Annotated in this window: 15 protein-coding genes and 1 tRNA gene; 11 read left to right on the top strand and 5 right to left on the bottom strand. The window is 57.0% G+C overall.

The features are described from left to right. On the bottom strand, positions 1-719 hold a 719-nt coding region (locus AC1PPL_RS15975; protein WP_479973688.1), incomplete at its 3' end, for a phage integrase N-terminal SAM-like domain-containing protein. Positions 720-1762: 1043 nt separating this feature from the next. Between AC1PPL_RS15975 and AC1PPL_RS15970 the strand changes: the two genes are divergently transcribed. From AC1PPL_RS15970 to AC1PPL_RS15940, 7 genes are all read left to right on the top strand, one after another. Then, positions 1763-2206, top strand: coding sequence for a DMP19 family protein (locus AC1PPL_RS15970; RefSeq protein WP_312844488.1), 444 nt, complete (start codon positions 1763-1765; stop codon positions 2204-2206). Positions 2207-2362: 156 nt separating this feature from the next. Further along, positions 2363-2644 carry a hypothetical protein gene (locus AC1PPL_RS15965; protein WP_479973687.1) on the top strand — a complete coding sequence of 94 codons (282 nt, stop codon included), beginning with the start codon at positions 2363-2365 and terminating at the stop codon, positions 2642-2644. A gap of 20 nt (positions 2645-2664) precedes the next feature. Continuing rightward, on the top strand, positions 2665-2967 hold the full coding sequence (locus tag AC1PPL_RS15960) for a hypothetical protein (RefSeq protein ID WP_287965243.1): 303 nt from the start codon (positions 2665-2667) through the stop codon (positions 2965-2967). Positions 2968-3131: 164 nt separating this feature from the next. Further along, positions 3132-3515 carry a hypothetical protein gene (locus AC1PPL_RS15955; RefSeq protein WP_479973686.1) on the top strand — a complete coding sequence of 128 codons (384 nt, stop codon included), beginning with the start codon at positions 3132-3134 and terminating at the stop codon, positions 3513-3515. Positions 3516-3766: 251 nt separating this feature from the next. Then, positions 3767-4051, top strand: a complete 285-nt coding sequence (locus tag AC1PPL_RS15950; protein WP_479973685.1) for a hypothetical protein — start codon at positions 3767-3769, stop codon at positions 4049-4051. A 364-nt stretch (positions 4052-4415) separates the two neighbouring features. Beyond that, the gene (locus AC1PPL_RS15945; protein WP_148665179.1) at positions 4416-4838 is read left to right on the top strand and encodes a hypothetical protein; all 423 of its coding nucleotides are present in this window, start codon (positions 4416-4418) and stop codon (positions 4836-4838) included. A 30-nt stretch (positions 4839-4868) separates the two neighbouring features. Then, the gene (locus AC1PPL_RS15940) at positions 4869-5261 is read left to right on the top strand and encodes a GNAT family N-acetyltransferase (protein WP_479973684.1); all 393 of its coding nucleotides are present in this window, start codon (positions 4869-4871) and stop codon (positions 5259-5261) included. Here AC1PPL_RS15940 and AC1PPL_RS15935 read toward each other — a convergent pair. The 3 genes from AC1PPL_RS15935 to AC1PPL_RS15925 form a co-directional block, all read right to left on the bottom strand. Further along, complete coding sequence (locus AC1PPL_RS15935) at positions 5204-5449, bottom strand: hypothetical protein (RefSeq protein ID WP_479973683.1); 246 nt, start codon at positions 5447-5449, stop codon at positions 5204-5206. The genes AC1PPL_RS15940 and AC1PPL_RS15935 overlap by 58 nt on opposite strands. Positions 5450-5608: 159 nt before the next feature. Continuing rightward, positions 5609-5685: transfer RNA gene (locus AC1PPL_RS15930), tRNA-Pro, on the bottom strand. Positions 5686-5706: 21 nt separating this feature from the next. Continuing rightward, on the bottom strand, positions 5707-6690 hold the full coding sequence (locus AC1PPL_RS15925) for a polyprenyl synthetase family protein (RefSeq protein ID WP_479973682.1): 984 nt from the start codon (positions 6688-6690) through the stop codon (positions 5707-5709). A gap of 169 nt (positions 6691-6859) precedes the next feature. Between AC1PPL_RS15925 and rplU the strand changes: the two genes are divergently transcribed. From rplU to proB, 4 genes are all read left to right on the top strand, one after another. Then, positions 6860-7171, top strand: coding sequence for a 50S ribosomal protein L21 (rplU, locus tag AC1PPL_RS15920; RefSeq protein WP_012655753.1), 312 nt, complete (start codon positions 6860-6862; stop codon positions 7169-7171). Positions 7172-7188: 17 nt separating this feature from the next. Beyond that, positions 7189-7446 (top strand): 50S ribosomal protein L27, encoded by a 258-nt coding sequence (gene rpmA, locus AC1PPL_RS15915; protein ID WP_011804286.1) that lies wholly within the window; start codon positions 7189-7191, stop codon positions 7444-7446. A gap of 146 nt (positions 7447-7592) precedes the next feature. Beyond that, positions 7593-8666 (top strand): Obg family GTPase CgtA, encoded by a 1074-nt coding sequence (cgtA, locus tag AC1PPL_RS15910; protein WP_287743294.1) that lies wholly within the window; start codon positions 7593-7595, stop codon positions 8664-8666. Between the two features lie 73 nt (positions 8667-8739). Then, positions 8740-9882, top strand: coding sequence for a glutamate 5-kinase (gene proB / locus AC1PPL_RS15905; RefSeq protein ID WP_454536274.1), 1143 nt, complete (start codon positions 8740-8742; stop codon positions 9880-9882). A 46-nt stretch (positions 9883-9928) separates the two neighbouring features. Here proB and AC1PPL_RS15900 read toward each other — a convergent pair whose 3' ends face one another. Beyond that, positions 9929-10618: an RNA pyrophosphohydrolase gene (locus AC1PPL_RS15900; protein WP_220638583.1), complete on the bottom strand. Its 690-nt coding sequence runs from the start codon at positions 10616-10618 to the stop codon at positions 9929-9931. Positions 10619-10644: the final 26 nt, after the last annotated feature.

The following is a 10644-nucleotide window of genomic DNA, read 5'->3' as shown; positions in this document are numbered from 1 at the left end:
CGACAGGGATGAAGCAGGGAACACCCAGAACCAACCCCAACGTTGTCCCACGCCGGGGTATTTGGTCTCCAGTGCATGCGGAACGTCCACGCCACCGCACTGCGCTTGCCGGTCTTGCTCCCACAGCGCACGCGCAGCGAGCACCTGTTGGCGCAGCTCGGCTGCCAGGCTGCCAGGCTGCGCGGCAGCATCACAACCCGATCCTTGTCGCCCTTGGCCTGGCGTACCACGACCACCCCACGATCAAAATCCACGTCCTTGACCCGCAAGCGCAAGCCTTCCATCAGCCGCATGCCGGTGCCGTACAGCAGGCGGGCCAGCAAGGCCATATCGGTCGGCAACGCCGATAGCAGAGCCGCCACCTCGGCCACCGTCAAAACCGAGGGAATGCGCTTGGGCGTGCGCGGGTGCTGCACGCCATCGAGCCATGGCAGGTCCGTGCCCAACACCTCGCGGTAGAGGAATAGCAGTGCGCTCAACGCCTGGTTGTGCGTGGCAGCCGCCACCCGCCGCTCGTTGGCCAACATGGCGAGAAAACCTTCGATTTCCAGCTGCCCCATGTCTCGCGGATGCCGCAAGCCGTGCCATTTCACAAACACGCGCACCCACTGCACGTAGGCCTGCTCGGTGCGCAGGCTATAGTGTTTGTAACGAATTCGCTCACGGACTTGGTCCAGCAACCGTGTGGCGCGCAACACAGGAGGGGCGGCGGGTTTCATGACTGAATTTAGTACTGTATTTTCATACAGCATACACACCGTCAAGCCAGGCTACAAGCCCCTTTCTGCGTTCATTTCGTGCCAATTTAGACCGCAAGCGCCAGATATGGCCTGCGGCTTGGTGCGGTCTACATTACGTTAGTCCGTACATGGCATCAATTACCGCTCTGGCCTGTATTGCCGTCGCTGTTGGACTGGTTGCGTCCGCAATGGTTGGCAGGTCTAGTCGAGGTAGCGATGGCTGTCTGTTGGTGATTGCATTTGCTTTTGGATCAGTCTTTTTGGGGGCGGTTCTCTTCTTCGGAGCCAGCTTGTCGTATGTGTTTTGTGAACGTACTCTTAAGTTATGTGAGCCAACCTCTGATACCGATATCTGGAGCGTTTCGTATCCTCTGCTGGCCATCCCGCTCTTCTGGGTCACCATGCTTGTTGCAAAAAGTGTTGGAAAAGCTGAAACATCAGAGGTGTTAGCAGAGAATGCTCTTCCGGACACCGACGCAATATTTCAAGCACTATCTAGCTATCGCAGTGGCAGTCCAGTGGATACGCGATGCCGAACATGCGGGGGCACTCTCACAGTCAAACCAGTCAAGCGGAAACCTGACAATGGCGCCGGTGCTCTCAGAGTAACTTGCGAATGCGGTCAATCTAATGGCACCTACAGGTTCACCGCAAAGAATGCCTAACTGGTTGTTCAACAGGACGTCAACCAGCTTCGCTGATAGTCGCCTGTTAGCGCGGGCGTTAGTCCCGCCAATATCCAGCTCATTCAAGTCCATGAATATCCAAGCCCCATTCACCTTCGCAAGCGCTTTTGCGCTGGGTGTTTGGCGTTGCATCGGGCTTCGCCTTTTTTCTTGCCGGGGCCTGGCGCGTGGTTTTGTGGTCTTTTTGGCCTCAGGTTCTTATCCCACCTGCGCCAGCAGCTCTTGTTTTCGTAGCGCGTTGCCTGTGCTGCCACGCACCTTTTCACCCGATGTGTCTAACCCAGCGGTCAAGCGGATCCGCCTTCGGCGGCCCGCTTACCTAGTCCGTTATACGGCATGAGCCAGACCCCGCTCGAACGAGCCACCGCATACTCCAACGCGCTGGTGCAGGAGGCAGGCGGTGACGTAAGCCGTTTGCCCGAGCCTGTGCAGACCGTGGTGGTAGTGGACACTGCGCAGGGGATCATCGACAACGGTGGCTTGGAATACTTCTACGAGAGCGACTTCCCGGGGAATCCTCCGTACTCCTTCTTCGTCGAGACGTTTCGTCGCATTGGGGCTGAGTCGGTCGCCTCGTGCATCGAGGTGACGTACCGAATGTTCCCTTTCCCCGAGCCGCACTTGCATGAGGGGAAGCGGCAGCAGTGGCTGGAAAGCGTGAAGCACGACGAATCCCACGAGTTCGTGCGCCTCAGTCGGAGGGCTTGCGGGGACGAATCCGTTTTTCGGAAGCTTGCTGAATATGTGGAGACGAACCGCCATGAGTACGGTGCCGTATAACAGGTCGTTCGACACGGACACGCAGCGGCATTGCGCCGCGAGTCGTGCAGGTGAGCGTACGCCTCGCGGCGCAATGCCACTACGTGCCGGTCAACTCTAACGTTAGGTTTCTTGATGGTTCATTTGGACTGCTCTGGCGTCTGGTTCGGTTCGTACTTGGACGAGAAGCACCTCTTCGAATGGGCTGCTGAGATCCCAGGTTTTTTGCGCTGGGAACAAGACACATTGGTCGTCAGGTCCCGCCTGTCCGAGGCCTCGCTGCGAGACATCCTCTCTCTGTTCAACCGCTATGAAATCCCGATGGCTCAACTGGCTCAGTTCCGGACGCCCAAGAACGAAGAGTGGTTTACTGCGCCGCACATGTATTGGCACAAAAGAGTCTTCGGTGGTCAGAAACCTAACCGGGCATTGCAGCGGACCGCCTTCGGCGGCCGCTGAACTTCAACGTTAGGCAAACCATGAAAGTAGAAAATCATGAATCAAATGTTGTTAAAAAAGGAACGTTTCTTTATGGCGGAACGATTGAATGTGATTTACGAATTGTTTACAGCAAAATACGTTATGGCAGTGGTGATCATGAAGATCCGCCGGAACTAGAAAATGATCTAATCCAAGACACATTCTGTTTAGAGTATGGCTCAACAACTCAGCGTGGAGTTTATAATGCTGGTGGTGGCGGGTTTCAATCAATTGAAGAGGCAATGAAACAAGCTGAGTCTGCGGTTGGTATTGGACATACTGTTAAATGGCATGAGCCTTAAATATATGCCTAAAAAATCGCTCAAGCACCGCGCACTTCGTGCGCTGGGCAGTTTGTAAATCGCGGCTTTAGCTAGGCGCCCCCGTGGGTTTGCTGCGCAAAAGTATTTCACAAAGCCGCAACTTAAAAACTACCGCTTAGCTCGGCGTTATGTGTAGGGGAATTATGCAACTCATACCACCACATATCCCGCTTGGGATTTCTCTTTACGATGGGATAAAAATTCTCAGCTCCATTTCTGCTGATATTGAAAAATACCAGCAAGAAAACGAGGATTTCTATAAGGTAGGTTTGCTGGAGTGGGAATTTGGATTCTACTCCAAGAGTGGGGTTGTACATTCTTCTTGGTATAACGACCCTCAAGGAAGAGAAAGCCAAGAAGGAATTAATTTAAAGGTTACAACCTACCTCGCGAGACATGGAAGCATTAATGACTGGGAAGAAGGTATAAATAATGGCTGGATTCAGTTTTTTATAAATGAAAAAGCTGGGGTCGGTATGGCCTACGGACTGCACAAAGATGTACTAAGGTTTAACAAGATTGGTTAGGTACATAACAAGTCGCTCAAGCATCGCCACTTTGTGGCTGGACAGTTTTAAGTTGTAGTTTTAACTAGGCGTCCCAGTGGTTTTGCTGCGCAAAAGTAACCCACAAAGTCACAACTTACAAACTGCCGTTGTGCTTAGCGTTAGGCGCGGTAGGAGCATCCAAATATTGTGATTGAAGAAAAGTCATTTGCAGCCACCTCTCATGTAAGCACACCGCTCACATGTTTTTCAAAATAACGAGAGTCTTTGAAATGCTGGATTTCATATTTGTAATATCGCCGTTTATTGCTGCTTGGTGGTTGGCGGGTTGGCCAGGAAAAAACGATCCCGCAGTCGTCAAGATGGCTGGCTTAAGTTTTATCTTATTCGGTGTCTCAATGTTTTTGAGAATGGCTATTTTCGGCAGACAGATGCCGGCTGGCAAATACACGGACAGCCTGATGAGTACATCGGGAACCATTGGCTTTTGTGTATTTATAGCAACGGTTGGCTTCCTGGTCTTATTTGCCCATCACTATTTTTCAAAGAAAGACTAAACGAGTGTTGCTCATATATAAAAATATTTATAAGTCCTTTGTGAAAACGTACCTTCGTTAAAGTCGGCTTGCTAAAAAATTTACTCTGTTAGCGGTGCTCATTTATATTCCGCACAAACAGCGTTCAAAGTAAGTTCGTGTTTGAGATGCCAGGTTGTAGTTTTCAGTTCATAGCGACTGTTGAAAAGCGTCAGGTTTGTCGTGTATTGAAAGGCCTATGAGTTGAATGTAAATTGGGTTTTCGGCGAAGTGTGGTTTTTTGGTTGTCTTGTATCGGGCAATATCACACTTTACTTATTAAGTTGCCTAACAAGGTAATGTTGGCGGACGCCTAACGGCGCCGCAAATCTTAACGTTAGGGTTTATGGACGCACTACTGCTATCCCTTTCCAAGCTCTTGATGTTGACGGCCTTCTGGGTAGGTATTCCCGCGCTCCTCCTTTCCATGCTGCTGCTTCTTGGCTTCCGTCTCAAAAATCGTCTTTCGTTATCTATTTTCTTGGTTGGGTTCTGTGGCCTTGCTTGTTTCATCCTGGGCATTTCTCTTGAGGGAATCGTCACAGGTAAAGCCCTAACATTGTCGAAGTGGGGGCCAACAACTGTAAATTTGGCTGACGACCCACAAAGCTACTGGCTCTCCACTTCTGTTTGGATCGCTGGTTCAATAGTGTTCCTTGGTATAGGCGTTTGGCTTCTTATCCGGCAACTAAAAAACCCTAACCCTGCGGTCAAGAGCGCTCCACTTCGTTCCGCTGGGACGCCGCTAAAGCGGCGCCCCTTACCTTAAACGTTAGGCGTCCGACCCGAGGCGAAGCTGATGTCTGTAGCTGTGTCCCTGAATGACTCGCTGAGCGACGAGGAGGTACTCGCGCTTTACAAGGCGAATGCTTGGTCATCTGCGGAGAAACCGCAGCAGCTTCTCGCCGCGCTCCGGAACTCACATGCACTGGTCACGGCGCGCATCGCCGGGCGGCTGGTCGGCCTGGGCAACGCAATATCCGACGGTCACCTCGTGGTTTACTTCCCGCACATGCTGGTGCATCCCGAGTTCCAGCGCCAAGGCGTTGGCAGGGCGATGATGGGCGCACTGATGGAGAGATATGAAGGCTTCCATCAGAAGATGCTCACTGCCGATGGGGATGCCGTCGAGTTTTACAGATCGATGGGGTTCGAGCGTGCAGGAAGAACCGAACCGATGTGGGTGGGGTAGCCGACTTGCCGGGCACGAACGCAGTAGTAGTTGTTGAGGCTTTCCAGCCTGGGCTTGTAGCCTTGCGCCTTAAGCCGTTCGACGTAAGCCTTGATGGCTTTTTCTGCGCAGTACTCGAAGGTCTTGGTGAGGTCGTCGCGGTTCTTGACCGAGACTTGAACCTTGGAGCGGTTCTCGATGGATGCCATGATGCGATGTTCCGAGTGGAGGAACAACGTATAGGCAAGGCGAGGCGAAATGATGCGTGAGTAGCTCGCGAAGTGGCAGCAATTGCCACTGATTTGCCACTGCTGCTGTTCCGTTGGTAGATCAAAGGTTCTGTAAGTCCTTGATTTGCAACGAAATTTTGGTCGGGGTGAGAGGATTCGAACCTCCGGCCTCTACGTCCCGAACGTAGCGCTCTACCAGGCTAAGCTACACCCCGATTCTGCCGCGATCGCCAATGCTAAGTTCGACGCTCCAACAGCTGAGCCGCCAATTGTAGCAAACCTTTGGAGTGCGGATTGATTGGTAAGTGAGCCGCTGCATCCATCGCGAGTTGTGCCTGTGTGGCGGCAGCCTGGCGCGTGGCATCCAAGGCGCCGGTCTTTTTGATAATGGAAATGACGGAGGATAGTTCGTCGGTGCTTCCCGTCTCGATGATGCTGCGCAGCAATGCTTGCTCTTGGGTATTGCCTCGCTGCATAGCGATGATCAGCGGCAGGGTGACTTTTCCTTCCCGCAGATCGTCGCCCAGATTCTTGCCCATTTCCTGGGCATTTCCATCGTAGTCCAGCACATCGTCGATCACTTGGAACGCGGTGCCCAGAGCTTGGCCGTAGCTCGCGCAGGCGTGTTCGATTTCTGGCGGACTGGCTGCTAGAACGGCCGCGAGACGCGCGCTGGCCTCGAACAGCTTGGCCGTTTTTGAACGTATGACGTTCAGATATCCTGATTCACTCAGGGACGCGTCATGTGTATTCATGAGTTGCTGTACTTCGCCCTCGGCAATGACATTGGTTGCCTCTGCCAGGATCTCCATCACGCGCAGGCTACTGGTCTCCACCATCATTTGGAAGGCGCGCGAGTACAGGAAGTCACCCACAAGTACGCTGGCGGGATTGCCAAAATTTTCATTGGCTGTCGGTCGCCCGCGTCGCAGCGTAGATTCATCGACCACGTCGTCATGCAGCAAGGTGGCCGTGTGAATGAATTCCACTACCGCCGCCAGATTGAACCGTTGCGAACCTGTATATCCGAGGGCGCCGCTCATCAGCAGAAGCAGTGCCGGCCTCAGGCGCTTGCCGCCGGCGGAGATGATGTAACGGGCGACTTCGCCGACAAGCGGGACGGCGGATTGCAGGCGGGATGCGATGACCTTGTCCACCTCTTGCATGTCGTCGGCTATCAAGGCGAGGGTGGCGGCGGTGCTGGGGGAGTTGGCGGCCAAGGTGAGTGCGGGTGCGGAGAAGAAAGAAGGATTATAGGAAGGGTGGCGGGGCTGTCTGCCTGCGGGAAGCACAGGAGGCTGCTGCCTCTAGGCGGAGTTGACGACTCATGCTAGAATCGCCGGCTCTGCGGAAGTCCGTCCGTAGAACTCCAACTCAGATGAGGTTTACATGTACGCGGTCATAAAAACCGGTGGCAAGCAGTATCGCGTTGCTGCCGGCGAAAAAATCAAAGTAGAACAGATTGCTGCGGAAGTAGGCCAGGAGATCGTGATTGACCAAGTTCTGGCTGTCGGCAACGGCGCTGAACTGAAGGTTGGCACGCCCCTGGTGTCCGGCGCAACGGTGAAGGCCACGGTCGTGGCTCATGGCAAGCACGACAAAGTGCGCATTTTCAAGATGCGTCGTCGCAAGCACTATCAGAAACGTCAAGGCCATCGTCAGCAGTTCACCGAACTGCAGATCCAGGCGATTGCTGCTTAAATCAGGGAGCTGATCTCATGGCACAGAAAAAAGGCGGCGGCTCTACGCGAAACGGGCGCGACTCGAAGCCCAAAATGCTCGGCGTGAAGGCTTACGGTGGTGAGCTGATCAGCGCGGGTTCCATCATCGTGCGCCAGCGTGGTACGCGCATCCATCCCGGCGTGAACGTCGGCGTGGGCAAGGACCACACGCTGTTTGCCCTGGTGGATGGCCACGTGTCGTTCGGCACGAAGGGCGCTCTGTCCAAGCACACGGTCAGCGTGACGCCTGCTTAAGGCCCTTCGCCGCTGAAGCGACAACAAAGCCCCGACCCGTCGGGGCTTTGTTGTTTTCAGCGCCTGGCGCAGCCGCGCGCATGCGTGATGGCACCCTTTTGCGCACCCTCCGGCGCCCAGGTGCGCTTTTTGTAAACTGGATACCCATGAAGTTCGTCGACGAAGCCTTTATTGACGTAGCCGCCGGTGACGGTGGCAACGGCTGTGTCTCGTTCCGGCACGAGAAATACAAGGAGTTCGGGGGGCCCGACGGTGGAGACGGCGGGCGCGGGGGGCACGTGTTCGCCGTGGCGGATCCCAATCTCAATACGTTGGTGGACTTCCGTTATTCACGCCGACACGAGGCCAAGCGCGGCGAGCACGGCAAGGGCTCCGATATGTTCGGTGCCGCGGGTTCCGATATCACGCTCAAGATGCCCGTGGGCACCATCATCAGCGATGCCGACACGGGCGAGGTGCTGTTCGAACTGCTGACGCCGGGCGAGGTCATCACCATCGCCAAGGGCGGCGACGGTGGTTTTGGCAACATGCGTTTCAAGAGCGCGATCAACCGTGCGCCGCGGCAAAAGACGCCCGGCTGGCCCGGCGAGCGTCGCAACCTCAAGCTGGAGCTGAAGGTGCTGGCCGATGTGGGCCTGCTGGGCATGCCGAACGCCGGTAAGTCCACTTTCATTGCGGCGGTGTCGAACGCGCGGCCCAAGATTGCCGACTACCCTTTCACGACGTTGCACCCCAACCTGGGCGTAGTACGCGTGGGGCCGGAGCAGAGCTTCGTCGTCGCCGACATTCCCGGCCTGATCGAAGGGGCCTCCGAGGGCGCTGGCCTGGGGCACCAGTTCCTGCGCCACCTGCAGCGCACACGGCTGCTGCTGCACGTGGTGGACCTGGCACCCTTCGACGAAGCGGTGGACCCGGTGGCCCAGGCCAAGGCCATCGTGGGCGAACTGAAGAAATACGATGCCGGACTGTATGAAAAGCCCCGCTGGCTGGTCCTCAACAAGCTGGACATGGTGCCATCCGAAGAGCGCGCTGCGCGGGTGAAGGACTTCGTGAAGCGCTTCAAATGGAAGGGCCCTGTGTTCGAAATCTCCGCGCTGACGCGCGAAGGCTGCGAGCACCTGGTGCAGTCCATCTTCCAGCACGTGCACGCCCAGCAGCTGGCGCAGAATGCGCCGGCTGAGGTGGACCCGCGCTTCGCAGGTGAGCCACCGCGTGGGTGATGCGAGGATTGCTATTTAATTTATAGCTGTTGGCGCTTGCCTGACAAGCGCTAGGGCCTAATTTCTTATAAAAATGGTGTCCAGTGTATTGCGCGACGCGCGTCGCATCGTGGTCAAGGTAGGGTCCAGTCTCGTCACGAATGAGGGACGGGGGCTGGACGAGGTGGCCATTGGGGAGTGGTGCCGCCAACTGGCAGCGCTGGTGCGGGGGCAGGGGGGCGAGCCGCGCGAGGTCATCATGGTCTCCAGCGGAGCGATCGCCGAAGGCATGAAGCGCCTGGGATGGAGCAGCCGCCCCGGCGAGATCCACGAACTTCAGGCCGCTGCTGCCGTGGGACAGATGGGGCTGGCGCAGATGTACGAGACCAAGCTGCGCGAGCAAGCCATGGGCAGTGCGCAGGTGCTGCTGACCCATGCCGACTTGGCGGACCGCGAGCGCTACCTGAATGCCCGCTCCACCCTGCTGACGCTGCTGCGCTTGGGCGTGGTGCCGGTGATCAATGAGAACGACACCGTAGTCACCGACGAGATCAAGTTCGGTGACAACGACACTCTGGGGGCCCTCGTCGCCAACCTCGTCGAAGCCGACGCGCTGGTGATCTTGACCGATCAGAAGGGGCTGTACACCGCCGATCCGCGGCGCGACCCGCAGGCGCAGTTCGTCCACGAGGCACAGGCTGGCGATGCGGCGCTGGAGGCGATGGCCGGCGGCGCGGGCTCCAGCATCGGCAAGGGCGGGATGATCACCAAGATCCTCGCGGCCAAACGTGCGGCGGGCTCGGGTGCTTCCACCGTCATCGCGTGGGGGCGGGAGCCGGACGTGCTGCTGCGGCTGGCCCGGGGCGAATCGATCGGCACGTTGCTCGTGGCGCAGACGCAGAAGAACCAGGCGCGCAAGCAGTGGATGGTGGACCACCTGCAACTGCGCGGCTCCGTGACGGTGGATGCCGGCGCGGCGGCCAAGCTGCGCGAAGACGGCAAGAGCCTGCTGCCGATCGGCATGGTGGCGGTGGAGGGCGACTTCGTGCGCGGCGATGTGATCGCGGTGCGCGACGCCAGCGGCACAGAGATCGCCCGCGGTCTCGCCAACTATGCGAGCGCCGAGGCGCGCCTGCTGTGCCGCAAGCCTTCCGCAGAGTTTGAGCGCCTGCTGGGGTACGCGGCCGAACCGGAGATGGTTCACCGCGACAACATGGTGGTGCTCGGCGCGCGATGACGCTTAAGAAGGGTGCGTCTTGCGGACGCGTGCCTTCTTACACACGCTAGGCGTCCAGTGGTTTCTTGGGGGCGGGCAGGGTAGGCAGCGCCTCCAACGGCGCTGGCACGCTGTTTTGCGGGTCAGGGTCGAAGCTGGCGCCCGGAGGCAGTTCCATCCCGGGCTTGACCAACAGTGAACTCGTACGAGGCAGCGAGGCTTGGCCGCTGCTTTCGTGCTCGCGCGTACGCATGCCGCTGCGCAAATAGCGGTTGCGCTGTTCGTGGCGCGGCAGAAAACGCGCCAGTTCAGTCAGCGCCATCTCATATACGCCTCGCTTGAACTCGACCACCACGTCCAGCGGAACCCAGTAGTCGTTCCAGCGCCAGGCGTCGAACTCTGGATGGTTGGTGGCGCGCAGGTTCAGGTCCCAGTCGTGCCCCAGCAATTGCAGCAGGTACCAGATCTGTTTCTGACCCTTGTAGTGTCCGCGTGCATCGCGGCGGATGAACCGGTCTGGCACCTCGTAGCGCAACCAGTCCCGCGTACGGGCAATCACACGCACCTGGGGCGGCAGCAGTCCTACCTCTTCGTGCAGTTCCCGGAACATGGCCTGCTCGGGGGTTTCTCCGCGGTCGATGCCGCCTTGAGGGAACTGCCAGCTATGGGTGCGTATGCGCTTGCCCCAGAATACCTGGTTTCTCTGGTTGAGCAGGATGATGCCGACATTTGGGCGGAATCCGTCCCGGTCGAGCATAATCTAACCCCAAATTTTTAAAACTG

The sequence above is a fragment of the Diaphorobacter sp. B2A2W2 genome (genome assembly GCF_056730635.1).
The sequence above is the reverse complement of the archived record's forward strand: the minus strand, read 5'-3'. Positions and strand labels throughout refer to the sequence as shown.

What these genes read in the sequence shown, in the direction of transcription:
- AC1PPL_RS15970 (WP_312844488.1), top strand. Translation starts at nt 1,763, where the DNA reads ATGAGCCAGACCCCGCTCGAACGAGCCACCGCATACTCCAACGCGCTG.
- AC1PPL_RS15960 (WP_287965243.1), top strand. Translation starts at nt 2,665, where the DNA reads ATGAAAGTAGAAAATCATGAATCAAATGTTGTTAAAAAAGGAACGTTT.
- AC1PPL_RS15955 (WP_479973686.1), top strand. Translation starts at nt 3,132, where the DNA reads ATGCAACTCATACCACCACATATCCCGCTTGGGATTTCTCTTTACGAT.
- AC1PPL_RS15950 (WP_479973685.1), top strand. Translation starts at nt 3,767, where the DNA reads ATGCTGGATTTCATATTTGTAATATCGCCGTTTATTGCTGCTTGGTGG.
- AC1PPL_RS15945 (WP_148665179.1), top strand. Translation starts at nt 4,416, where the DNA reads ATGGACGCACTACTGCTATCCCTTTCCAAGCTCTTGATGTTGACGGCC.
- AC1PPL_RS15940 (WP_479973684.1), top strand. Translation starts at nt 4,869, where the DNA reads ATGTCTGTAGCTGTGTCCCTGAATGACTCGCTGAGCGACGAGGAGGTA.
- AC1PPL_RS15935 (WP_479973683.1), bottom strand. Translation starts at nt 5,449, where the DNA reads ATGGCATCCATCGAGAACCGCTCCAAGGTTCAAGTCTCGGTCAAGAAC.
- rplU (WP_012655753.1), top strand. Translation starts at nt 6,860, where the DNA reads ATGTACGCGGTCATAAAAACCGGTGGCAAGCAGTATCGCGTTGCTGCC.
- rpmA (WP_011804286.1), top strand. Translation starts at nt 7,189, where the DNA reads ATGGCACAGAAAAAAGGCGGCGGCTCTACGCGAAACGGGCGCGACTCG.
- cgtA (WP_287743294.1), top strand. Translation starts at nt 7,593, where the DNA reads ATGAAGTTCGTCGACGAAGCCTTTATTGACGTAGCCGCCGGTGACGGT.
- proB (WP_454536274.1), top strand. Translation starts at nt 8,740, where the DNA reads ATGGTGTCCAGTGTATTGCGCGACGCGCGTCGCATCGTGGTCAAGGTA.
- AC1PPL_RS15900 (WP_220638583.1), bottom strand. Translation starts at nt 10,618, where the DNA reads ATGCTCGACCGGGACGGATTCCGCCCAAATGTCGGCATCATCCTGCTC.